The 21,559-nt window shown below is 45.7% G+C and carries 26 protein-coding genes, 1 tRNA gene and 4 pseudogenes; 22 read left to right on the plus strand and 9 right to left on the minus strand.

The genetic code is table 11. The features are described from left to right. The first annotated feature begins 4 nt into the window (after positions 1-4). On the plus strand, positions 5-1,549 hold the full coding sequence (locus tag JOD82_RS14475) for a GH25 family lysozyme (protein WP_069010299.1): 1,545 nt from the start codon (positions 5-7) through the stop codon (positions 1,547-1,549). 71 nt (positions 1,550-1,620) lie between these two features. On the opposite strand, the gene JOD82_RS14480 is transcribed toward JOD82_RS14475, so the two are convergent. Continuing rightward, the gene (locus tag JOD82_RS14480) at positions 1,621-1,887 is read right to left on the minus strand and encodes a DUF2642 domain-containing protein (RefSeq protein WP_025719729.1); all 267 of its coding nucleotides are present in this window, start codon (positions 1,885-1,887) and stop codon (positions 1,621-1,623) included. 168 nt (positions 1,888-2,055) lie between these two features. Between JOD82_RS14480 and JOD82_RS29505 the strand changes: the two genes are divergently transcribed. Continuing rightward, complete coding sequence (locus JOD82_RS29505; RefSeq protein WP_013371969.1) at positions 2,056-2,184, plus strand: hypothetical protein; 129 nt, start codon at positions 2,056-2,058, stop codon at positions 2,182-2,184. Between the two features lie 189 nt (positions 2,185-2,373). Here the strand turns inward: JOD82_RS29505 and JOD82_RS14485 are convergent, their stop codons facing one another. Next, positions 2,374-2,604: an LSm family protein gene (locus JOD82_RS14485; RefSeq protein WP_029517718.1), complete on the minus strand. Its 231-nt coding sequence runs from the start codon at positions 2,602-2,604 to the stop codon at positions 2,374-2,376. Positions 2,605-2,716: 112 nt separating this feature from the next. Then, on the minus strand, positions 2,717-3,385 hold the full coding sequence (locus JOD82_RS14490; protein ID WP_209949522.1) for a cupin domain-containing protein: 669 nt from the start codon (positions 3,383-3,385) through the stop codon (positions 2,717-2,719). 457 nt (positions 3,386-3,842) lie between these two features. On the opposite strand from JOD82_RS14490, the gene JOD82_RS14495 reads away from it, so the two are divergent. The 6 genes from JOD82_RS14495 to JOD82_RS14520 all read left to right on the plus strand — a co-directional run bounded on the left by JOD82_RS14495 (position 3,843) and on the right by JOD82_RS14520 (position 8,437). Then, positions 3,843-4,496 carry a cell wall hydrolase gene (locus JOD82_RS14495; protein ID WP_069010300.1) on the plus strand — a complete coding sequence of 218 codons (654 nt, stop codon included), beginning with the start codon at positions 3,843-3,845 and terminating at the stop codon, positions 4,494-4,496. 183 nt (positions 4,497-4,679) lie between these two features. After that, positions 4,680-5,030, plus strand: a complete 351-nt coding sequence (locus JOD82_RS14500; protein WP_029517714.1) for a hypothetical protein — start codon at positions 4,680-4,682, stop codon at positions 5,028-5,030. 31 nt (positions 5,031-5,061) lie between these two features. Continuing rightward, positions 5,062-6,048, plus strand: coding sequence for a ketoacyl-ACP synthase III (locus JOD82_RS14505; protein ID WP_208332683.1), 987 nt, complete (start codon positions 5,062-5,064; stop codon positions 6,046-6,048). 200 nt (positions 6,049-6,248) lie between these two features. Further along, positions 6,249-6,797, plus strand: coding sequence for a GNAT family N-acetyltransferase (locus tag JOD82_RS14510; protein ID WP_081317512.1), 549 nt, complete (start codon positions 6,249-6,251; stop codon positions 6,795-6,797). A gap of 133 nt (positions 6,798-6,930) precedes the next feature. Then, positions 6,931-8,034: a glycerol dehydrogenase gene (locus tag JOD82_RS14515; protein ID WP_029517711.1), complete on the plus strand. Its 1,104-nt coding sequence runs from the start codon at positions 6,931-6,933 to the stop codon at positions 8,032-8,034. Positions 8,035-8,221: 187 nt separating this feature from the next. Beyond that, the gene (locus JOD82_RS14520) at positions 8,222-8,437 is read left to right on the plus strand and encodes a hypothetical protein (protein ID WP_013311038.1); all 216 of its coding nucleotides are present in this window, start codon (positions 8,222-8,224) and stop codon (positions 8,435-8,437) included. Positions 8,438-8,509: 72 nt separating this feature from the next. Here JOD82_RS14520 and JOD82_RS14525 read toward each other — a convergent pair whose 3' ends face one another. Beyond that, positions 8,510-9,541: a glycosyl hydrolase gene (locus tag JOD82_RS14525; RefSeq protein ID WP_209949524.1), complete on the minus strand. Its 1,032-nt coding sequence runs from the start codon at positions 9,539-9,541 to the stop codon at positions 8,510-8,512. A gap of 30 nt (positions 9,542-9,571) precedes the next feature. Next, positions 9,572-9,850 (minus strand): hypothetical protein, encoded by a 279-nt coding sequence (locus tag JOD82_RS14530; protein WP_209949526.1) that lies wholly within the window; start codon positions 9,848-9,850, stop codon positions 9,572-9,574. A gap of 353 nt (positions 9,851-10,203) precedes the next feature. Here JOD82_RS14530 and JOD82_RS14535 point away from each other — a divergent pair, with 353 nt between their 5' ends. The 3 genes from JOD82_RS14535 to JOD82_RS14545 all read left to right on the plus strand — a co-directional run bounded on the left by JOD82_RS14535 (position 10,204) and on the right by JOD82_RS14545 (position 11,015). Then, entirely contained in the window at positions 10,204-10,386 is a 183-nt protein-coding gene (locus JOD82_RS14535) for a hypothetical protein (RefSeq protein WP_029517708.1), read from the plus strand. Positions 10,387-10,439: 53 nt separating this feature from the next. After that, entirely contained in the window at positions 10,440-10,766 is a 327-nt protein-coding gene (locus JOD82_RS14540) for a YnfA family protein (RefSeq protein ID WP_029517707.1), read from the plus strand. A 96-nt stretch (positions 10,767-10,862) separates the two neighbouring features. Then, the gene (locus tag JOD82_RS14545; protein ID WP_165149143.1) at positions 10,863-11,015 is read left to right on the plus strand and encodes a hypothetical protein; all 153 of its coding nucleotides are present in this window, start codon (positions 10,863-10,865) and stop codon (positions 11,013-11,015) included. A gap of 75 nt (positions 11,016-11,090) precedes the next feature. On the opposite strand, the gene JOD82_RS14550 is transcribed toward JOD82_RS14545, so the two are convergent. Both JOD82_RS14550 and JOD82_RS14555 read right to left on the minus strand, forming a co-directional pair. Next, entirely contained in the window at positions 11,091-11,279 is a 189-nt protein-coding gene (locus tag JOD82_RS14550) for a hypothetical protein (RefSeq protein ID WP_023989396.1), read from the minus strand. A 128-nt stretch (positions 11,280-11,407) separates the two neighbouring features. Next, entirely contained in the window at positions 11,408-11,566 is a 159-nt protein-coding gene (locus JOD82_RS14555; protein WP_013311032.1) for a hypothetical protein, read from the minus strand. A 247-nt stretch (positions 11,567-11,813) separates the two neighbouring features. Between JOD82_RS14555 and JOD82_RS14560 the strand changes: the two genes are divergently transcribed. After that, a tRNA-Leu gene (locus JOD82_RS14560) sits at positions 11,814-11,899 on the plus strand. An 880-nt stretch (positions 11,900-12,779) separates the two neighbouring features. Here the strand turns inward: JOD82_RS14560 and JOD82_RS29770 are convergent. Continuing rightward, positions 12,780-12,884: pseudogene (locus JOD82_RS29770) on the minus strand (response regulator transcription factor); the annotation flags it as partial. A 918-nt stretch (positions 12,885-13,802) separates the two neighbouring features. Between JOD82_RS29770 and JOD82_RS14570 the strand changes: the two are divergent. The 9 genes and pseudogenes from JOD82_RS14570 to JOD82_RS29220 all read left to right on the plus strand — a co-directional run bounded on the left by JOD82_RS14570 (position 13,803) and on the right by JOD82_RS29220 (position 20,349). Beyond that, positions 13,803-14,384, plus strand: a complete 582-nt coding sequence (locus JOD82_RS14570; protein ID WP_049816996.1) for a YkoP family protein — start codon at positions 13,803-13,805, stop codon at positions 14,382-14,384. A gap of 189 nt (positions 14,385-14,573) precedes the next feature. Next, a complete protein-coding gene (locus tag JOD82_RS14575; RefSeq protein WP_483874245.1) occupies positions 14,574-15,212 on the plus strand; it encodes a YqaA family protein in 639 nt (212 codons plus the stop codon). Next, positions 15,190-15,711 (plus strand): phosphatase PAP2 family protein, encoded by a 522-nt coding sequence (locus JOD82_RS14580; RefSeq protein WP_209949528.1) that lies wholly within the window; start codon positions 15,190-15,192, stop codon positions 15,709-15,711. Before JOD82_RS14575 ends, JOD82_RS14580 begins: the two co-directional genes overlap by 23 nt. A 24-nt stretch (positions 15,712-15,735) precedes the next feature. Continuing rightward, positions 15,736-16,902 carry an MGDG synthase family glycosyltransferase gene (locus JOD82_RS14585; RefSeq protein WP_209949530.1) on the plus strand — a complete coding sequence of 389 codons (1,167 nt, stop codon included), beginning with the start codon at positions 15,736-15,738 and terminating at the stop codon, positions 16,900-16,902. Positions 16,903-16,932: 30 nt separating this feature from the next. Further along, positions 16,933-17,634 (plus strand): polysaccharide deacetylase family protein, encoded by a 702-nt coding sequence (locus JOD82_RS14590; protein ID WP_029517702.1) that lies wholly within the window; start codon positions 16,933-16,935, stop codon positions 17,632-17,634. A gap of 22 nt (positions 17,635-17,656) precedes the next feature. Next, positions 17,657-18,790: an MGDG synthase family glycosyltransferase gene (locus tag JOD82_RS14595; RefSeq protein WP_209949532.1), complete on the plus strand. Its 1,134-nt coding sequence runs from the start codon at positions 17,657-17,659 to the stop codon at positions 18,788-18,790. Beyond that, a pseudogene (locus JOD82_RS29210) lies at positions 18,790-19,314 on the plus strand (MFS transporter); the annotation flags it as partial. The gene JOD82_RS14595 and the pseudogene JOD82_RS29210, both read left to right, overlap by 1 nt. A gap of 30 nt (positions 19,315-19,344) precedes the next feature. After that, positions 19,345-20,013, plus strand: coding sequence for an MFS transporter (locus JOD82_RS29215; RefSeq protein ID WP_245249053.1), 669 nt, complete (start codon positions 19,345-19,347; stop codon positions 20,011-20,013). A 21-nt stretch (positions 20,014-20,034) separates the two neighbouring features. Beyond that, a complete protein-coding gene (locus JOD82_RS29220; protein WP_029517699.1) occupies positions 20,035-20,349 on the plus strand; it encodes a hypothetical protein in 315 nt (104 codons plus the stop codon). Between the two features lie 219 nt (positions 20,350-20,568). Here the strand turns inward: JOD82_RS29220 and JOD82_RS29840 are convergent. Beyond that, positions 20,569-21,015: pseudogene (locus tag JOD82_RS29840) on the minus strand (IS30 family transposase); the annotation flags it as partial. Between the two features lie 239 nt (positions 21,016-21,254). Here JOD82_RS29840 and JOD82_RS14610 point away from each other — a divergent pair. Further along, a pseudogene (locus tag JOD82_RS14610) lies at positions 21,255-21,540 on the plus strand (IS110 family transposase); the annotation flags it as partial. Positions 21,541-21,559: the final 19 nt, after the last annotated feature.

The raw sequence follows: 21,559 nt of genomic DNA on the forward strand, positions 1-21,559 counted from the left end.
CATAATGAAGAAAATTTGTTTATTTGCTTTTTTGTTTCTGTTTCTACTAGCATTTCCAAGAGAGAGTCACGCTGCCTCTTCGAGTTCACATCTTCAGTTAGACGGTAAAGATATAAGTGTTGGCAAAGGTGTTCAGATTCAAGAAGTAAAGGGGAATATACTGGTTCCACTCCGTCTCATTGTAGAGGAATCGGGTTATAGCGTGAATTGGGAGTCCAAGACAGGGACCATAACTATACATAAGCAAAATCTTAACCTCAGTCTTCAGGTCAACAATCCCATGGCCTCTGTTAATGATCATCAAATGGGATTGGCTGTAGCGCCTTTGCTTAGAGAGGGGACGACTTATGTTCCGCTTCGCTTTGTATCCGAACAGACAGGGGTTGATGTGGTCTGGAACAACGAGCTTAAAACCGTGTTCCTGACGACTCCACCTGCTTCAAGCGGGAATAGCGAGTCCACTCATGATCATTCTGCTACTCCAGCTGTAAGTAATCCTAAAGAGAGTGCGCGCACGGCTATAAACCAAATTAGCTTCGCTAATCACCAATTGACTATAGCTGTTAATGGAAAAGTAACCCCCAAAGTAACTACGTTGACTCATGCAGACCGTATTGTTGTAGACATACCGGATACAAAGTTTGCTGAGGAATTTCTAGCATCGCAATCATTTGACAATAGTGGACAAGGAAGTTTTCCAGTCACAGAAGATCCAGATGTTTCCCAAGTAAGATATTCCATGTTTAGTACAACTCCCGCATCGGTACGTATTGTGGTTGATCTTAATAACAGCACACCTTTTCATATACTCAATGCAGATGATGGTAAGGTTGTTATAGCATTGGATCAGGAAACGGAGGAGCCATCAACTACCGAGAACGTTTTACCTACCATACCTGTTGCACCTGTGATTTCTTCCGATGGACACGCGCAAGGGATTGACGTCTCACACTATAATGGCAATATTGATTGGCAGCAAGTGGCAGCGGCAGGTAAAACATTTGCTTTTATTAAAGCTACAGAGGGCACAAAATATCAAGATAATCAATTTTTGATAAATGTACAGGGTGCCAGAGAGGCTAACATCTTGGTTGGCGCTTACCACTTTTTGAACGCAACTACCGCGGATGGAGCTCGTCAGGAAGCTGCTAACTTTGCTAGGGCTCTAGATTCAGCAGGAGGCAGGCTGGATCTGCCCCCTGTGATGGACTATGAAAATAACCCCAAAGGTCTTACTCCTGCACAAATTAATGAAGTGGCTCATGCCTTTTTGGATGAAATGGAGAGGCTTACCGGACGTCAGCCGATCGTATACACGGGTAATGTCTTTGCTTCCAAGTTTGATCCTACATTTTCTATGTATAAACTGTGGGTAGCCCGATACAGCACTACGCAAAAGCCGACCGCGGTTCCAGCTTGGAATAACTGGTGGGCTTGGCAGTACAGTAGCACAGGCAGTGTTCCGGGTATTCGAGGCCAAGTGGATTTGGATGAATACAACGGAACGATAGATGAACTCCGGGCTTCACTTGGAGGAGAGCTCGATTAGCATAATCATATTATGATCAATCCTCGCGAATCCGGAACAGGATCTGCGAGGATTTTTAATGTCTGATTTGTTTAGTTGGGCATGATCCATACGATTTCGCTGATTCGAACAAAGAATTTTTTCCCATATACATCTAAAATAACATGGTCGGGCTTACAATCAACTACGCATCCATCAATTCTGCCACGAGTGGTCTCAAGTACAACGTACTTGCCGATCACCGATTTTAATGTTTCTACGACGTATGGATCTACAGGGTGCACCACGACGTGGTGAGAGGTAGGATGGTGAGGAAAAGGTTGATTAACGTTGTAATTGAGCATTTGATTTGAATTCAATTGCTTCACTCCTTCAAGATTAGTTGTGTTATCCTATGCTCCTGCCTAGGAAAGGTGTAGGCTAATGCCCATCAGCGAAAACATTCATAACATTGCCAAAAAGCCCGGTCCATGGGAAAGCTCAATACATAAGCTATGTTGTACCTTGAATTGAAGGAGGCAATGACCATGAGTGAATGTGAAAGAGGTTGTGGCGGCGGTTCAGTAGGAGGCTACCCAGGAGTTTGGACATCGACAGGAGCTATTCTGGTACTGTTCATTCTGCTCGTTATCATTACGAAGTCTTTATGGGTTTAATTTAAAATGAGTAGCTTAACCCCCCATCGGTATATAACTGATGGGGGGTTAAGTGTTTTAGAGGATGGAATAAATGATAAAACACCTCAAATAACAGCGTACAAGCCCTACACAAATGGTACCGGGCGGGACAGCTGTCATTTGAGGTACATTGGCATCTATAGACAGGAACGGACAATGGGTCAGGGATTAAATTAACGCAATCGCCAGCAGGGTGAACAGGCTCAATGTTAAGATTTGATTCCCATACCCGTAGCCAGGATAAAAGGCAGACGTTTGTACACGTCCGTTCCGTTCTGTTTTTAAGTACACATTATTACGATCCACATCCATAATGGTTCCTTCGTACTGTTTTCCGTCCATGGTGAGAATACGTACTTTTTTATTCATGCAGTTCAAACAGTTGTAGTAAGCGTCCATTCCATCACCCCCTCTTATACATTGGCATTTTATGAGAGGGACGGTCTTATGGTAACGGCGAACATACAGGGAAAAGGTATTCCCTCGAACTTAAGACCTGACTAGAGTTAGCCTATTCTTGATAGGGATTAAAAGAGAAGCCAGGATATCCGTTAGTATAGGCGTAATCTCTTTGGGGGACGGCTTGATAGTGTGGTGAAGCATCAGCAAGCCTCACATGTATCCCAGGTTTTCGGGGGGGGGGCTGCTGCTTGCAGTCATTGGGAGGACCGATGATGACAGGCTTTTTAATAGGGACGAGCGCTTCCTGAACCTTATTCTCATCCAGGCAGTAAGTATGAGCCATAATGTTATTTGGCGTTAGGCGCAAAATGTCAGATCCCAGTATAAATTCAGGGGTCGGGGCATCAAAAATCGTCAACAAATGAGTGTTATCCATCGTGGCGACCAGATAATGCCACCATCCTTGAGGGACGTTAGCCACTTGGCCAGGTGTGATCGGAAAATGTCGTAACTCGCGGGTAAAGGGGTTAATCAGTGACACGGTTACGGCTCCAGAGATGCAGTAGACCAGTTCTGTGGCATTTTGATGATAGTGAGGCTCCACAACATTAGCAGTGCTGAGGCGAATATCCAGCAGCGATACATTTGCCAATGTATTCAGCTGCTGGATCGACAGCTCGTTGATCGAATTTTGAGCATCCTTCTGAAACAAAACATTGTCTCTTAAATCATAGGTGAATTGTACAGTAGGAGAGGTGTAATCCATATATGAATTCACGCGTCGTTTCCAGCCTTTCTGTTATTCGAAATTTGAGGATCGTACGCTACTCTATGCATACGCCCATATATGTGTGCGCGGAAATGTGATTTGAATTCATAGAAATCAGGCTTCGGTCCCGGGTAAGTTAAAGCGAAAAATAGCGAAAAAAGTCACGTATTCAAGTGTATCCAGAACATGCTCCATTGCTTTTAATACACGTCATTCCTTTAGGGATGGCGTTTTATTTGCTTGGGTAGTCTTAGGACCAGAGCCGGATGATACGTAAATGCGGCTTGTGGTATACTGCAACGGACGTGTGAAAGCATGATTGTCCCATTCCGTATGTAGCCACGCGTCATTTCTGCAGCTAGGCATAAGTTATGTCATAAGAAACATCATCGGATAAACGTCCCTGAGTTGTACAGGCCGGAATGGTTGCACCGGACAGAACATGAAAGAGGAGGTTGTCTGGAATATGAAAAAATTATCTATTTTAATCCTGTCCTGCGCATGTATGTTAGGTACTGTATTGTCAGTCGCACCAGGACAAGCACAAGCACAATCGTCAGCTTTGAAGAAAGGGGTTCAAAGCGAACGGGTGCTGGAGCTTCAACAGCGGCTTCATTTGCTCGGTTATTTCAAAGCCGGGTTTACTGGGTACTATGGTTCTCTGACCAGTAAAGCGGTGACTCGTTTTCAACGGGATAACGGTCTGACACCTGATGGAGTAGCCGGAGCTGCTACACAAGCCAAGCTGAAATCCTTCGGTAAGGTGCGCGTAACCGCGCTGGATCAACTGGCTCGTATCATTTATTCTGAGGCGCGCGGAGAATCGTTTGAAGGTCAAGTGGCTGTCGGGGCTGTCGTATTAAACCGTGTTCAGTCCGGCGAGTTTCCAAGCTCGATCCCGGACGTTATTTTGCAGCCTGGCCAATTCACCGCTGTACAGGATGGACAATACCGCCTGAAACCCAACAAGACTGCGTACCGCGCAGCCAGACAGGCACTTAATGGTGCTGATCCGACCAATGGGTCCTTGTTTTATTACAACCCGGCCATTGCCACAGCCAAATGGAGTAAAAGTCGCCCGGCTGTCATCTCACTCGGGCGCCATACGTTTACGAATTAATTTCACATGAGAATACGCAAATCTCTAGCCGTCAGTTGCTTCTTTAGGAGCAGTGACGGTTTTTTATATTCGCAAATTTGTAATATATTAGTGGTGATTCATCTGATTTAATATTAAAAATTCTACCTATTATTCCGATACTCTTAATAGACAAAAAAATGAAATTAAAGGAGTCTTTCTAAAATGAGTCAACATCCTTACACTATCGAAGTAGATCAAGCCATGAAAACGGTACATATGGCGGTGAATGGAGTGTTTAGCCAGGAGGAGTATGATAGCTTTGTAAAAGATTATGTAGCCAAAACCTCATCCATTCAGGCGTCCAGCTTTACACTCAAGGTAGATTGTACCCAGATGGCACTTTTGGGTCCAGGAGAAGTGGAAAAATTGAAGGGCTCATTTGTACGTTATAAAGAAACCGGATTTGCCAAAGTAATCTTTGGTATCAGCCTTCAACAAACCATTATTAAAATGCAGCTTGGTCGAGTAGCACGCGAAGCAGGATTAAACAACGTAGATATTGTTGTACAATAATGCGCTGACGTTTGTGTAAGGGGGAAGCCTGATGAGCCATATCAAAATAAAAGCACTGGGTGTGTACCATCCGTCCCATTCGTTGGATAATGAATACTATGTTCGCCATTTTGACGAGCGGGGCAAAGATATTCGACGCTTCATGGAGCATATGGGTAGAAAACAGCGTTATATCATTGATGATCCGAACGAAAACGGTTTAACCATGGGAATTGCGGCTGCGCAAAAAGCTTTGGAACAGGCTGGTATGACAGGCTGTGACGTGGATATGATCGTGTTCTCCACTCAAGTTCCTGAGTCACTGTTTCCGATGAATGCCTTGTTTGTTCACCATGCGATTGGGGCCAGACCTGATGTGGCCGTGATGGATTCCAACGCGAATTGTGCAGGGATGACAGTCGCTGTCGATCAAGCCAGTCGGTCGATGTTATCTAATCCTGACGTGCGGACAGCGCTTATTATCGGTTCGGATTATAATTCACTCATTTCCGGTCCGGAGGATGAGATTACTTATGCGAACTATGGAGATGCTGCATGTGCGGTTATTTTGGAGCGTACAGAAGAAGACACCGGATTTATAGATTCTATGTATTTTACGGACCCAGTCAATATAGATAAAATTTTGTACCCGGCTCAGGGGTTAGCGGCAACACTCCAAAGGAATGCCCCCGGAAAATATATTCAGTGGCTTCCGTTCGATGCTAATATGGCCTTGCCTCCTACATTTGATCTGCTTGAACGCATTTTAAAAAAGAATGGGCTATCGCCTCAGGATGTACGGGCTTATTGTCTGTCTCAGTTCTCGTTAGCAAATGTATTAAAGATTCGGGATCACTTGGAGCTAGAGGATGCCCAAATGATTTATGTGGGTGATCGATATGGTTACACAGGAACCAGTAGCCCGTTCATTGCTCTACATGAAGGTATTGAATCGGGTCGTATCCGGCGCGGTGATTATGTGCTGTTCTGGACGATTGGAGCTGGGTATCAGCTGGTTGCTATGTTGTTTAAATATTAGTTATGCGAAGACCTTGCAGCTGCAAGGTCTTTTTGTGTATCACACAATGACAATTGTAATGATTTGGTTGTGTTATGTTTGATTATTTTGTAAAATTTAAACATTGAATTCATAAGGGAGAGCTTATATTGCGGCATCGGATAGCATGACAATTGTGACAGAAAACATAGCACACATTTCATAATAGGAGCTGAAGGGTCATTAAGATCGAAAATTTATTTTATGGAGAACGAATAAAGCTGGCCGCAGTCAGGGAAGAAGATGCCGAAGTGATGTTCAAATGGGGTGAGGATGCGAAGTATCTGCGAAATGTAGATACGGATTTAGCGCTTCCTTACACGTTGAAACAGATGGAGTCAGAAGGATCTCCCAGATCTAACGAGGTCTATTTTCGATTAAGAACATTGGCAGATGATGTCTTGATCGGATTTGTTGCTATCCACGGGATTGAGTGGAATAATCGCAGCGGACAACTGGCAATAGGTATAGGTAATACGGAGTACCGTTGCAAGGGCTTTGGGGCAGAAGCTGTAGGTCTCATTCTTCGTTATGCGTTTTATGAGCTCAATTTAAATCGGGTCGGCTTGGATGTGATTGAGTACAATACACAAGCGATCCGAACTTATGAGAAGGCGGGGTTCCAGCTTGAGGGTAGAGTTCGTTCCGCTGTTCTTCGTGATGGCAACAGTTATGATCGTATCATGATGGGTATCCTGTATTCTGAATGGAGCTCGACTGTTCAAGTATAATAGATACACAATTTGTTCATAAAATATTCCATAATAAGCCTTTTAATAATGTAAAAAGAGGTTTATAGTTAAGGGGTCACATGCCCAAATGGTTATTAATTTGAGTATGAGTCAAAGCTGAGGAGGAATTTACATGGCAAACGTTGTAAGATCCATCACTTCACCCAAGAAATTTATTTCTGGACAAAATCTGCTCTCGTCGTTAAATGACTATATTAAGGATTATGGCGATAAAGCCTTTGTTATCTGCGATGAGTTCATACTTGAAAGGGCCCAAAAGGAGGCAGGCGCTTCAATTGAAGCAGCTGGTAACCAAGTGGTCTTCGAGAAATTCCAATATGAATGTACAAAAGAAGAGATTGATCGTAACCGCGAATTGGTGCGTAAACATGGTTCGAACATTATCATAGGCATTGGCGGGGGAAAAACATTGGATACCGCTAAGGCAACGGCTTATTATGAAAAGCTGCCTGTTGTTATTTTCCCAACGATTGCTTCTACAGATGCTCCTTGTACCGCGCTTGCGGTTATATACAAAAAAGATGGCTCTTTTGATGAATATCTGTTCCTGCCTACTAATCCAGACGTTGTACTGGCGGATACAGGCATTCTGGCAGCAGCGCCTGCACGTTTCTTTGCAGCTGGAATCGGTGATGCACTGGCCACTTATTTTGAAGCTCGTGCTTGCTATCAGGCCAACGGGGATAACCTGGTTCTGAATAAGCCTTCCACTACAGGGCTGGGACTTGCTCGTCTTTGTTATGATACGTTGCTGGAAAATGCTGTGAAGGCCAAACGTGCTGTGGATCGTAAAGTATATACTCGTGCGGTGGAGGATACGATTGAAGCTACCATTTATCTGAGCGGTGTTGGTGCAGAATCAGGTGGATTGGCAGCAGCACACGCCATTCATAATGGTATGACGGCTGTTCCTTCGCTTCATAAAGCACAGCATGGTGAGAAAGTCACATTCGGTTTGTTAACCCAGCTAGTGCTGGAAAATGCACCGAAAGAAGAACTGGAAACCGTGATTAAACTGGTTAAGGATGTAGGCCTTCCATTGACACTTCGTGACTTGGGTGTAGAGGAATTTGTTGAGGCTGAATGGCGCCAAGTGGCTGAAGCTGCTTGTGCATCGAATGATACAATGGTCAACATGCCGTTCCCGGTTAGTCCTGCTGACGTGTACAATGCAATCATTGCAGCGAATGCAATAGCAGAATCCTATCAAGAATAGTTTCTTCCTAAATCACGAAAATGGGTTTGCAAAAACGGGTCTGTCACATCACTGGCAGACCCGTTTCGTGTACGTGCACTAACATGTGAAACGAAAGAAGGATACCAGGGACTTATATCCTATCTTGTTCTGACCGATATACATGTAACAGGGAAATTAGGTTGGTTACACAGCAGGAGGAGATTTGATGTTGGTGCATGGTAAAACACGTAGGGGCAACTTGTACATCCATATGTCCAGCGGTTTTCACAAAATTGGAGATTATCGGGAAGAATACTCTGTAGCACCGGGTGATCGGCTGATGTCTAGACTGTCCAAGCGGATCTACACCATTGTATCCGTACATCTTGGAGAAGAGGCATATGCCGATATTGATCTAGAAGAGGTTATCAGGAATAGTTAGAGAACTTTATTTGAATTTTGGTATAAAAAAGCTTTCACTTTGCTTCTAGAGCGAAGTGAAAGCTTTTTTCTTTCAGTCCAGTGATTCATGAAGAAGGTCTCGTGTAATGATATTATTTTGGTTCATAAAATGTCTGATTGCTGCTTGTGAATTGGTTGCCGACAGTTCCTTACCCCATGTCATGGCATAGGCCCAGGCTGGCTGGTTCTGCAGCACCTTCGCACTCGGCAGAATATTACTTTCTCCGATTCCCATAGGCTTGCCTTGCGCAAGCTTTAGTAATTCGGTGTAGTAAGAGGATTTGTAATCATTGTTATAGATATCAGCTGCAAGAATATCTACCCGGTTAATACCTGGGAAGGAAAGATCATAAGGAGTGCTATATGCGTTTGGGGCATTGGGACTCCACACCCACAACAGGTTATCCAGATGATGGACATGAGTAAATCGATCATACATTAAATTCCACAACTTAGCGTAATTTTGCTTGTTTCCCCACCAAAACCAGTTGCCGTTCATTTCATGATAGGGCCTCCATAAAACAGGTACATCCGCGTCTCGTAAGGTTTTAAGGGACAGAGCCACCTCATCCAGATCGGCGATCAGTTGTTTATATTGCGGGGTACCTGGCGTGATGTAACGATTAAATTCAGCTTGAGTAATTTTTGCTTGTACGTTATTCCACGTTTTGGGTTTGCCCGGTAGCGCCTGATGGAAGGTAACAGCTACAATTCCGCCGCCCCGACTCCACTGGATAGCACTATTCACAACATGCTGACGTTGTTCTCGTAGGGCCGTAAGAGACTGATTGGCTAATCCTCCAAACTCATAGCCGTGAAGCCCTGCGTATTGTCCGCTGATTTGTTGTAGCTTGTTATTTTGTTCATCCGGTGCCTCTAAGTAATCATGCTGCCCGGAAATTAGCATACCATCCGGTACATTAGATAGGTAGGCAAGTAATTGCTTGGCTTTGGCAGAGGCCTGAACATTAATTGGCGGGGCGGCATCGGCAACAATGAACGATTGCTGAGAGCCGCTGAAGAGTAAAACAAGCATTAGCAGTAGCACCCTCTGTAACCAAAAGCGTGTTGAGTGAGATTTCATGGCGCTCCTCCTTTGATGCATGGTAATGGATTAGTATTTTTCTTTTTGCTTTCTAAGCTGTATATAGGCACTAATAATAATCATCAGCAGACTAATCATGGCCCATCCATTGAATTCCTGTGAGTGTATCCAGTTGTCCCATACAAGGAAGCCTAAAATTACAACGAGCAAACTCATAGTGAGATACATTTTGGTTTGTGCTGGACGTTGAGTGCGTTTCGAAATCCAATGTATGATGCCGAAAACGATGGCTGCCTGAAATAAAAATATACCCATTATCATTAAACTTGCTATAAAGATTGGGGACATCGGTATCCTCCTCCTGGGTTTACAAACAGAATATGCAGGTTGTAAACGGAATGTGGATTCTTGGATGTGAATTTAATTGCAAGTTGAGTAAACAATTGAATACTGGTTACGATCTTGAACAAGTTGACTAAATTATACCATAACTACCGTCCTGCAATGAAAGACGTCTAAATACCCACTCTACCTTGATTCGACATCAGACTTTATATTCAGCGAAATATTGACATAAGGGGGTACACTTCACATATATGAAGATGCAATCAGAAATATGTGGTAAGTATATACATAAAAGCAACGCGAAATCGACGGAAAAGTTTGGTATGATTAAAGTGGATTGAAAAGGAGGTACTCTTATGAATGAAGAAAACAGACCCTTCTCTAGATCAGCAGATGCTGAAGGAGCAAAAGCGAACTTTGATGCCAATCAGCGGAAGCTTCACTCCGAGGGAGTGCCTAGCTTATGGCGTCAGGTCAGCAACCTGCTGATTCTGGTTGGTGTGATTGCATTGATTATCATTTTAGGTCGAGTGCTCTAATGAGATATCCCAAAAAAATCAAAAAAAATTTAAAGAATTAGGGATGTGAAATGGTGCTAAAGGCAGCTTTACTTTTTATATTGGCTGGCATCGCTGAAATTGGAGGAGGATATTTGATTTGGCAGTGGCTGCGGGAAGGGAAGACATGGTATGTCGGACTTTGCGGCGGATTAATTTTAGCTGTGTATGGAATTATTGCTACCTTTCAGGTATTTTCCTCCTTTGGGCGTGTATATGCAGCATATGGTGGTGTCTTTATTGTTCTTTCCATTGCATGGGGCTGGTGGATTGATAAAAAGACACCCGACTTGTACGATTTCATTGGTGGATTGATTTGTTTGGTCGGTATAGCTGTAATCCTGTTTCCGCGATCAGGATGATAGGACGAAAAACCCTTTTTTTATTTTTAAAAACATGACTATAGGTCTACAAAAACAAGCTTCATATTCCGAAATAGAACTTAAGGAGGGGGTTCTATGAACTGGAATCAAATGAAGCTTAGATTGAAATTTGGCAGTACCATGCCAAAGAATGAAGGTAATTTCTCTTTTGGTATCATGTGTGGACTCTTAATCAGCATCGTGCTGTGGATCTCGATCATTGGCTGGATCATGCTGATCTTTAAGTGATTTTACGAAATCGCTGTACATATCAAAACAAATGCATTAAGGGCTACTTTAAACCTATGTCCTATTACCCACGCTTTATTTTGTGAAATCGTTACGTAACTTGTCTATCCCGCGACCTATGGCTTCATCAATCATATCGGTAGCAGCAGGTGTATCTGCATCAGTGTCAGGAATGCGATTAAATCCTGGCTCGCGCTTGTCCAGGGATTGTTTATGTTCAATTTGATCGTCAGTACGATTCTTTTCAGAGTTATTATCTCTCATAGCACATCACAGCTCCTTTTATTAGGTACATCAGCTTCTATACTTTACATAAACGTTTGTACTCCAGACTAAACGTTGATAAAAATAAAACCGGGGGGGAGTAATCCCGCCCGGCACTTCCCAAACAACTAGCGATGCTCAATCAGATCAATCGCTCCCAGAACAACATGAGCCAGTCCGAAACCGAGAATGCCTGTAGCTGCAAGTTTGTACTTACTGCTCAGCAACACAGCGCCTGAAGCCGATACTACCGTTCCAAGAACAGCTGGAATCATACCTTCACGCATTCGTAACACCCCTTCTGGTAGTTTGGAAAGACGTTTATTAGTGTAATTCAAATGTGCATAAGTTATACAAAAAGAAATTTTATTATTTTTTTTAAAAAAAACTTTACAATCCGATGAAATTATCGTATTATATGTTGGTGCCCGGTTGAACGACATTTACATAGCGAGAACACTTCTTAATAAGTAAGCTTCTCAGATACTTGTAAGACAAGAACAAGTAAGTGTAAAATAGCGTTCCTAAGATTATGCCGGGGTGGCGGAATTGGCAGACGCACAGGACTTAAAATCCTGCGGTAGGTGACTACCGTACCGGTTCGATCCCGGTCCTCGGCACTATTGTTTTTCTTTTGAATCCCTTGATTATCAAGGGATTTTTTATTTTTTAGTGATTGAAATCCTGGCTTCCATATCACAGGATCACAGGGAGCGAGCGCCTTTTTCGCTCCTGGGGACGGATTGGGGACGAACTTTTGGATCGAAGACATCGAGGTGTGCTGTTGTTTTACGACTAAGCTTCTTGGTGATGTGAGCATAGGTATCTGAAGACACCTGAGATGTGGAATGTCGTAATCGATGTTGAATCTCCTTGATAGATGCTCCCTGGCCCAGCAATACGTTGCATTTGTATGGCGGAGATCATGAAGTGATACATTACGGAAGCTGTGCCGCTCACACCAGTTTTTCCACTGCTGGGACGGCGTTGTATGGTAATAGGGTTTCCCTGTACCTGAATGAAAAACAAAGTTACGATCCCCGCCTTTCCATGTCCCATTTGCCTTTGTCTCAAACCTTAATTTCCGCATGCTTTTAACATGGACGGCCAGTTCCTCCATGTACCATTGTGGCATATCTACATAATCGTTAGATGCTTCATTCTTGGTATCTGTAATGTCCGCCTGGCCATTTTTGGTGCTGTCAACCGAATACTGGATTTTGTCACCAACGACTATGGACGGGGACGAAACGAAACAAGAAAAGTGAAAATGGACTCAGGATGCCAGAAGTAAATTAGACCGTAAGGGCTTAAGCCTTTGCGGTCTTTATTGTAGGTGTCTAAAGTTCTAGACTGAAAAATAAAGTAATAGTCTGAATGAGAAATTATCTAAGATCAATACATTGGTCTCCTCATCAAGATACCAACCAGGTGTTTATCGTGCTCGAAGAAGAGATGTTCATTGATTTCCGCGATAGCCAAGTAAAAATTTCCCAAGAAGAGCTGCTCACGTTGACGCTTCATCTCTTCGAAAACTCGCGTAGCGACCGATTGGTCGATCCAGATTCCTCCATTATAAATAAGTTTCAAGGCTTCCTTCATCTCAATTTCCGAATGATTCAGACTATCATGCAATATAACTTCCCGATCCGTCAAGCGACAGAGGGTGGGGTAACTGCGGTTAGAACGTAGTTTAGCAAGCACGTCATATAAGACAGTTGACAGTTTGTCATGCGGTATATGTGACAGGTCCAAGTCAATGTCATCAAAAGCTTGGCGGTTTTATCACTGTTCGATTTAACAGTATCGGAGGTAAGATGAGGGGGTAAAGCAGAACAAGATTCTAAAATAATAGGAGCGATTGCGTTATGAAATCATTCACCATTCGAAAAGGAGTTGCACTTACTATAATAGCTATATTGGAGACGGATTCCTAACGCTGCTCTTTAACGATTCGCTACTTCAGGGATTTGAACTCACGTTCTTATTCAGCTGTACATTTCTTACAGGTGGTACGCAGAACTGAATGAATTGTTTAGCTTCGGCCGTAAGAGGGCGACGAATCCTTAGGTTGCAGGGTTTGTTGAAGAAGATGTCTATGAGGGGACTTTCCGTCATTTTCCCGGCACGCGCTGCACACTGCTTTAATTGAAGGTTTCCGATCAGCATCGTACCGATGTGATTCGGGTCATCCGGACTTTTCAGAAGGAGAAGCCATCTTATCAGTATTACCTGATTGGATTGTTAGGAGTGCAAATGAATCTCAACTAGCATGTAACGAAATTATTTTTGGTCGCACTTATATATCAGATTAAACTTGAGCGATCAGCGATGTGCATCAAATTGAGTGAAGGCCCCCCTCAAGACGGGCCACCATCCAGTACCTCAGCCCGGATGCTTTTTTGGTTAAATCCTCTATCATAAAAGTAACAAAAATAAGGAATTCACATAGGAATATTATTTCAGTTGGACAATTTCAATAAAATTTGTCGATTAAAATAAGAATGAGGGATGATTGGATCAATGTTGCTTCGTTTACGCAAATCTTCAATGCAGGCGGCCTGGATGGTGTGGGAAAGAGGGTTCGATTGGATTTCACGCTTTCGCGGCTCGCATACATCGCACTTTGGAATTTGCAAAGTCATGATTAAGAAACACCGAGGGGAGAGTATCGTCTGTGCGGACTCCACGATCATCAATAAAGGCGATCTGGTCGGGGAACTCCATCTCAATAATGAAACGATTCTGACGCTGATCAAATCCGAAGACTCAGACCGCGCAGCGCTCATGACGGCCCGGCTTACACGGAAATCCATGCAGCAGATCAGCGAGGCATTCGCAAGTCAGCCGGAGTTCAGAGAGGTGAAGGCGTTAGTCGGCGTTACGCTGCTTCATCGTGGTTTGATACATGGTCTTGGTTTCGAACAACAACCGATGAAATCCGATCTGTTCCAACGCATTACAACGGCTTATCTCCGATTATTGTTATCCGTCATGCACCCTGAAGGCAAGAAGCGGATTGGCCGCAAGACCGAAAAATTGATACCGATGATGCTGATTCACTCCCGCAGCTCGCTGAGGAACCGATTTATGACGGTGAAGTGACGGTCCGTTTCAAAGGAGTTATGTCTACCCAAATCAAGCTCCAATTAATTAAAAAAAAGAAACTAAGAGCGTGGTGAGTAAGTTCCTGGAGGGCGGTATGGAGTTGGAAACACAGCGATTGGAAACCCATACCGCCCGGAGGCAACCTATTTTTCATCATGCTCTGTAACAAAGGCGGGATAGGCATTCATGGATAAAATTATGGAATTTTTACAGAACTTTGGAGCGACGGGACTTTTCATTCACGCTATGCTCGATGCGATTATTTTCCCCATCCCGGCGTTCTTCCTGCAGCTTTCTTTAAGCGCGGTGCAACCGGAGTCGGCTTTATGGCTCGCTACGGTTGGCTTTGCAGGAAGTCTGCTTGGGACACCGATCGGTTATGGGATCGGCAAGGTGTCGGGAAAGCATGTTATGGGTGGTGTAATGAAGAAAAAATGGCTGGATTCGGCAAGCGACTTATTTGCCCGCCGCGGCGAGGCTGCAATCCTGATCGGATCGTTCACTCCGATCCCATTTAAAATATTTACGATTTTATCTGGATGCATGAATTATCCATTGTGGAAGCTGCTCAGCTATGCGGCCATTGGCCGGGCGGTGAAGTTTTATGTAGTCGGTTTTCTCTTCTATATATATGGCCGTGCGGCAGAGAATATGGTGAACCAAGTTCTCACGATTACGCTGGTGGGCATTGGTGTTGCGATTGCGGCAATATGGTTCTTGATACGGAAGCTGTGCGAGCGGAGGAAGATAAGGGATGAACATCAACCGACCGAAAAAACAGGGAATGGAGGCGGAAAACAGGATGCAGTGGATAAGGCGAATTGATCAAACGATGTTCTTCTGGTGCAACCAGCGGCTGAGCAGTAGGGCAATGGACCGATTGCTCGGATGGATTACCCATTTGGGCGGAGCTTTGTTTACCATCATTTGCGCCGTGTCCTTGGCATGGTTCGCCGAGGGGGAGTTCAGCAGAATCGGGCTGCAAAGCTTGATCGCACTGGCCGTTAGCCATATCATTGCTGTCCTGATCAAGAGAAAGGTGCGCAGAGACCGGCCTTTCCGCAAGCTGGAGCAGGTGAAGGTAGGCAAATTCCCGTTGAAGGATTATTCCTTCCCATCCGGCCATACTACCGCTATTTTCGCCCTGGTTACACCTTTTATGTTGGCCTCATCACCGGCAATTATGCTTGTCTTGATTGGTCTGGCCTTGTTGGTGGCCATATCCCGGGTTTATTGGGGCTATCACTATCCGATCGATTGTGTGGCTGGTGGGATGGTCGGATTCCTAACGGCGGTGCTGGTTGTTTTGTTCATGCATAGTTAAATTTCACGAGGGAGGCGATTGTTGATGAATAGCATGAAACGGGAAAAGCTGCTGATTCTGTCCGGCGCGCTCGGGGATGGACATATGCAGGCGGCCAAGGCGATTTTAGAGGCATCGGTGCTGTACAAACAGGGAGTAGAGGTGATCGACTTCATGCAATGGATCCATCCCCGCATGCATGTGGTTGAACGGTATTGCTTCCTGCAATGGGTGAAGCATTTTCCTTCCTCATACGGATATATGTATCAGAAGACCCGGACGGACAGTACACTTACTTTCTTCCTGAAGCATTTTCTCACGACCAGCCTGCAGCGGCTGCTCAAACTTCTGAATGAGGAACAGCCGACGTTGATTGTCAGCACGTTCCCGTTGGCATCAGCCGCCATTTCCTTGCTTAAGGAAAAAGGGATGACGGATCTGCCTGCGGCAACGGTCATTACCGACCATTCCGATCACAGCTATTGGATACATCCGTCTACGGATCTGTATCTGGTTGGCTCCGAAGGCGTGCGTGCAGCTCTGCAGAGAAAAGGCGTTGCTGACCACAAAATCGCTGTAACGGGCATCCCTGTTCGCCCATCCTACAGTCAGCATGACAATAAAGACCGGCTGCGCGAGAAGCTGGCCTTGGCTCTTGACGCCTTTGTCGTGCTGGTGATGGGTGGCGGCTGCGGGATTATCGATAAATCCTTCATCGAGCAAATGCAATCTGACTCTTTTCCCCCTAACGTGCAATTTGTCATCGTATGCGGACGCAATGTGAAGCTGCTGTACCGCCTGCGTGAAGCGTTGGGAGACAGGGATAACGTCATACTGACAGGCTTCCTGGAGGGAATCCATGAATGGATGGCGTCCGCAGACGTATTGATTACCAAGCCGGGCGGACTGACGACCTCCGAAGCGCTGGCGCTCCAGCTTCCCATGCTGCTGCTGGAGCCACGGCTGGGGCAGGAAAAGGATAATGCGGGTTATTTGATTCAAGCGGGAGTAGCGTATCTATGTCAGATTGACAATTTGCAGGATCAGCTTCAGCGGCTGGTTCAACAGCCTTCCCTATTGGAAGAAATGAGGGAGAAGGCAGGGCTGTGCAGACAGCAGGATTCCGCCAGACATGCGGTCATGCAAATTCTGAGCATGCAGAGCGATACACAGGAAGAAAAATGGGTTTGCTCCTTGCAGCAGTATGCTTAAGCTTAATTTTCACTAAGGAGGATAAAGACGTTGCTTGTTAAATATTTGTTGATTGGGCTCATAGGCTTCATCAGTCTGTATATGATAATTCCTAGTTTTCTGCCAAGAATGATCAAATTTGGAGCCTTTCGTAAGGGAACGACCAAGAACCAGGTAGCGTTCACGTTCGACGATGGGCCGCATCCGAGGTATACACCGGAATTATTGGATTTATTGCAGGATTATCAAGTGAAGGCCACATTCTTCGTGCTTGGCTCGCAGGCGGAGCTGCACCCGGATCTGATCAGAAGAATGGATCGTGAAGGTCATCAGATTGGAATCCACAATTACAATCACATCTCCAATTGGCTGATGCTTCCCTGGACGGTGCGGCGTGATCATATGAAACGGACCGCAGATATTATTGAATCCATAATTGGAAAAAGGCCGGATCACTATCGTCCGCCGTGGGGGCTCATGAACGCTTTCGATTTCTTTCATCCCAAATCGTACCGCATTGTACTCTGGTCCTTGAAGGCGGGGGACTGGCGCAGCAGAAGCTGCCGCAAGAAACTGAAGGCAACGCTGCTGAACGGAATTACGGACGGATCTGTTATTTTGCTGCATGACAGCGGAGATTCGCCGGGAGCGGACCGTCACGCGCCATATTTTATGCTTCGGGCTCTGGAGGAAGTACTGCATCAATTACAGGGACGCAACTTGCAATTCGTTCGTCTGGATGAAATGGCTTGACAAAGGAAATGAGGTGACAATAGTGGGACAGGAACCGCAAATTTTAATTTTAACGGCCGATTACGGAGAAGGTCATCATCAGGTGTCCAAGGTGTTGCAGCAAAGCTTGATCCGCAATGGTTATTGCCAGGTGGCGGTTGTCGACTTGTTCCGGGAAGCCTATCCTGTGCTGAACAAAATAATCCGCTATCTGTACCGGCAAAGCCTGTATGCAGCCAGCCTGGGCATTCCCTATTACGGATGGACCTACCATCTGACCAACCAGCTTCCCATGAAGGGAAAGATCGCAGCCTGGATGAACAGTCTTGGCGGCGACAGGCTCAAGAAAATCATCCTCCAGTACCAGCCGGAAGTCATCATTTATACATTCCCGTTCGGCAGCTTGCCAAGCAGCGTGGCATTATCTGCGATCCGTCCCCGGACTGCTGTTGTCATAACGGACTTTGACGTTCACCGAAGATGGCTGTTCGCCAAGCCGGATCATTATTTTGTCCCTGCCAGCGACGTGAAAGAGGCCATGGTCAGGCAGGGCGTCCCCGAGAGTCGTATTACCGTGACCGGAATTCCGGTCAGAGAGTCATTTCATGATGCGGCAATGAGTGGTCCCGGCTCCGTTAAAGAAGCAGATGAGCATGTGATTCTGCTTATGGCTAACGTCTGCGGCACATTGCATTCGCTATCGAGGCTCATCGGGAAGCTGCTGCTCTTGTCAGGCGTCCGCATTCAAGTGATTTGCGGCCGGCAGGAAGGATGGAGACGGAAGCTTGCGGAGAGCTGGGCGGATGATGCAAGAGTGGATGTATTCGGCTTCACCGATCAATTGCATGTTCTGATGAGCAGCGCCTGCTGCGTAGTCACGAAAGCGGGAGGCGTTACACTATCCGAGACGATTCAGGCCGGGGTTCCAATTTTCATCCTAAATCCGTTTCTGGGGCAGGAGAAGGAAAATGCCCTGTATTTGCAGCGCAAAGGAGCGGCAGTCGTGGCCTTTACGATTCATGATCTGGTGTTGCAGATACAAGCGATGATCTCCTCTGAGCAGATCAAGCAGTCGATGATGAACGGGCTGCTCGCAGCAAGGCAGAAAGCGGCTGCGGACCATATTGTCAGGCATTTGTTTCCTGAGGCAAGTCCCTTAAGAAGGAGTGGAATATGATGAGCGGGAGGAGCGCGTTCAAGCTTTCTACTCTGACGCTGTTCACGGTGCTTTTTTGCACAGAGTTTGTCCGAAGCGCTTTCTTGTTCTCGTTCCTGCCGAACTTTGCCGTCAACGAGTCGGGGCAAACCGTTGCTTTGGTCGGTCTTGCCGTCTCGCTTCATTATACAGCCGATACGCTGATTAAATGTGTGGCTGGATATTTGCTGGACAGGTTTTCGCTGCGCTGGCTGCTGCCCGCCACTTTCGTCCTGATGCTGTCCGGACTAGCCGCCGTGTTCTTTAGTCCGTATGCCTGGGGGCTTGTTGCCGGTTCCGTGATGCTTGGGATGGGGGCGTCGCCTATATGGCTCATTTGTCTGGAGAAAGTCCGACTTACGGAGCGGGCGGCCCAGATGGGAGCGATATACACCGTGTGGTTGGCCTGCATCGGTCTGGGGCCGGTCACAATCAATCTCACCTTCGATTATGGCTTCGAACCTGCCTTCCGGCTGATGGTTGCGCTGCTCGCCGTCGGCTGCATCGCATCGTTCGGGATTAACAGAACAACCCCCTTGCATCTCCAGAATGTCAGCTTTGCCGAACAAGCGGCAGGACTGCGAAGAAGGCTCGTTCAGCTGAAATGGCTGCTGCCAGGCATGGTCCTGCAGATGACCGCCGCGGGACTGCTGCTGCCGATACTGCCCGGTTTTGCCGCTGACCAACTCGGTCTGAGCCAGCCGCAATATTCGCTAATGCTCATATTAGGCGGGGCCGGCGCGATGCTGTTTCTTGTCCCGATGGGAAAGCTGGCCGATCGATGGGGGCACAAGCAAATGCTGTTCGTCGGTTTCGTATCGCTTACGGTCGTATTGGCTCTGTTAGTCGTATCCATGCCGCCGCCTGCATTAACGATGCTGTTTGCCTTTATGCTGGGATTGTCTTACTCAGCCGTGCTTCCGGCCTGGAATGCGGTGCTGTCGTACCTTGTTCCGGAGGATCAGAAGGGGACCGGGTGGGGAGTACTCTCCGGGATTGAAGGGCTCGGTATTATGATTGGCCCGGTCATCGGGGGAGGGATAGCCAGCCAGTATACGAATGCCGCTGCCATTAGCATCAGCGCTGCTTTACTGGCGGTTCTTGCACTTTTTTATTTGATTTTGCCGCAAAACAAGCTTGTCTCGGCTGGCGGGACTTTGCAGCACAAGAGGGAGAACGCTCATGGACCTGATCGGGTTAGTTGAACCGAGTATGGATACCTGGTCTTGCTCATCGGCTTGCCGCTGGACTTCATCGCGCTCCCCATTCCGCCGAGTACACCTGAAATCCAAGCCATCGAAAATCATCACGATACAAGCCTCAGTTCATCTACCTCAGTACAAGAAGCTGGTGAAGGTGCCGATTTTAATTACGATTCTTTAAAGGATTACATTGCCTATGGTCTAACTTATGATAAGAAAGAGGACAGATTTCTCTTCAATGACAAGCAAGTCAGATTGTTTGTTGATAAGGATATAAAAAATGAAGGTAGATCAAATAACTTTTACTATGATGCTAAAGGAAATCCGATTTCAAAGTGATTAGAGATGATAACAATAAGATAATCAAAATAACGGAAGTTCATGGGAGTGAGTTACAAGCCTTAAATAAAACATTTGGATTTATAATAACTGATGGAAATTTACAGTTTGAATAAGTAGAGTCATTATATAAGCTACTGAAAAAGCCTTAAACCGTAAAAGGTGAAAGAATACCAGTGAAATGATGGTTTTCTTTCACCTTTTTTAATAGACGGATTGTCAAGACAAGTACAACAGTTCCTCCTGTAACGATTCGTGAGAGGAATTCCATCTTAAGTTTTTCGGGGCCGGTTGTTAATCAGGGCGAGAGCCTGCTCCAGATCAGCATCTGTCACCAGAGCGAAGTTATGCCCCTTTGAGATAAATTCACGCTCAAGACTTGGCATTCTCGTTGGAGTCTCGTTGCCAGGATGAGTACGGGTCGGCGAAATAGACGCCCACGCCGTACAGTCGTTCCAACTCTCAGTGACAGGCGAATTCTTTCCCTCGCCCACGGTCGCGCTTTCATCGATAATGCCGTGCGATCGTCATATAATCACTTGGTAAAAACGTGTTTTTGCCACCACGATGTGTCGACGCAAGCTTACTCTATCCTCGGCTGGAAACGACCGTATCCAGCTCCCAGTGACCGAAGGTTTTCCGGCTGTGGATCGTATTGGGACGCTGCAAATCAGGCCTTTCAAATACATAAATAATCAGTCAATTTAAAATGCCGTCGCAACGGAGAAAGTAATCACTATTTATCAAGTTTGTCCCCTATATTGATAATGAAGTAGGTTTAGTTTTTATATGAGGTAAGTTGAAATAAGAGGTTTCAGAATGAAAAAGACTCCTTGGTATGATGTAAATGGGTCCACGATGCTGGCCAGCGACTGGATCCAAAAACAAACCAAGGAGACTACAAGATGAATTCTACTCAAAATGAACATATTAAATCAAATCACTTCTTCTACCTTAATTATCGGTGTAGACATCGCTAAATTCAAACATGTCGCCCGGGCACAAGACTACCGCGGAGTCGAGTTCGGGAAGGCTATTACGTTTGAGAACGACCGTGAAGGCTTTGAATTGTTCGTTAGCTGGTTCAGAAAGATTGCTACGGAGCAAGGGTTCCAGGACGTCATCGTTGGCATGGAAACAACCGACCACTACTGGTTGAACCTGGCCCATTTTGTGAAAGAACAGCACGTGACCCCTATATCGTGAGTAC

The organism is Paenibacillus sp. 1182, from assembly GCF_017833915.1.
Classification (GTDB): domain Bacteria; phylum Bacillota; class Bacilli; order Paenibacillales; family Paenibacillaceae; genus Paenibacillus; species Paenibacillus polymyxa_D.

Bases quoted from the DNA above. Each gene is read 5' to 3' on its own strand.
- JOD82_RS14520 (WP_013311038.1), top strand. From the start codon at position 8,222: ATGTTGGTGCATGGTAAAACACGTAGGGGCAACTTGTACATCCATATG.
- JOD82_RS14535 (WP_029517708.1), top strand. From the start codon at position 10,204: ATGAATGAAGAAAACAGACCCTTCTCTAGATCAGCAGATGCTGAAGGA.
- JOD82_RS14585 (WP_209949530.1), top strand. From the start codon at position 15,736: ATGAATAGCATGAAACGGGAAAAGCTGCTGATTCTGTCCGGCGCGCTC.
- JOD82_RS14505 (WP_208332683.1), top strand. From the start codon at position 5,062: ATGAGCCATATCAAAATAAAAGCACTGGGTGTGTACCATCCGTCCCAT.
- JOD82_RS14495 (WP_069010300.1), top strand. From the start codon at position 3,843: ATGAAAAAATTATCTATTTTAATCCTGTCCTGCGCATGTATGTTAGGT.
- JOD82_RS14545 (WP_165149143.1), top strand. From the start codon at position 10,863: ATGAACTGGAATCAAATGAAGCTTAGATTGAAATTTGGCAGTACCATG.
- JOD82_RS14530 (WP_209949526.1), bottom strand. From the start codon at position 9,850: ATGTCCCCAATCTTTATAGCAAGTTTAATGATAATGGGTATATTTTTA.
- JOD82_RS14525 (WP_209949524.1), bottom strand. From the start codon at position 9,541: ATGAAATCTCACTCAACACGCTTTTGGTTACAGAGGGTGCTACTGCTA.
- JOD82_RS14555 (WP_013311032.1), bottom strand. From the start codon at position 11,566: ATGCGTGAAGGTATGATTCCAGCTGTTCTTGGAACGGTAGTATCGGCT.
- JOD82_RS14485 (WP_029517718.1), bottom strand. From the start codon at position 2,604: ATGGACGCTTACTACAACTGTTTGAACTGCATGAATAAAAAAGTACGT.
- JOD82_RS14580 (WP_209949528.1), top strand. From the start codon at position 15,190: ATGCAGTGGATAAGGCGAATTGATCAAACGATGTTCTTCTGGTGCAAC.
- JOD82_RS14570 (WP_049816996.1), top strand. From the start codon at position 13,803: ATGTTGCTTCGTTTACGCAAATCTTCAATGCAGGCGGCCTGGATGGTG.
- JOD82_RS29505 (WP_013371969.1), top strand. From the start codon at position 2,056: ATGAGTGAATGTGAAAGAGGTTGTGGCGGCGGTTCAGTAGGAGGCTAC.
- JOD82_RS14575 (WP_483874245.1), top strand. From the start codon at position 14,574: ATGGATAAAATTATGGAATTTTTACAGAACTTTGGAGCGACGGGACTT.
- JOD82_RS14475 (WP_069010299.1), top strand. From the start codon at position 5: ATGAAGAAAATTTGTTTATTTGCTTTTTTGTTTCTGTTTCTACTAGCA.
- JOD82_RS14515 (WP_029517711.1), top strand. From the start codon at position 6,931: ATGGCAAACGTTGTAAGATCCATCACTTCACCCAAGAAATTTATTTCT.
- JOD82_RS14550 (WP_023989396.1), bottom strand. From the start codon at position 11,279: ATGAGAGATAATAACTCTGAAAAGAATCGTACTGACGATCAAATTGAA.
- JOD82_RS14500 (WP_029517714.1), top strand. From the start codon at position 4,680: ATGAGTCAACATCCTTACACTATCGAAGTAGATCAAGCCATGAAAACG.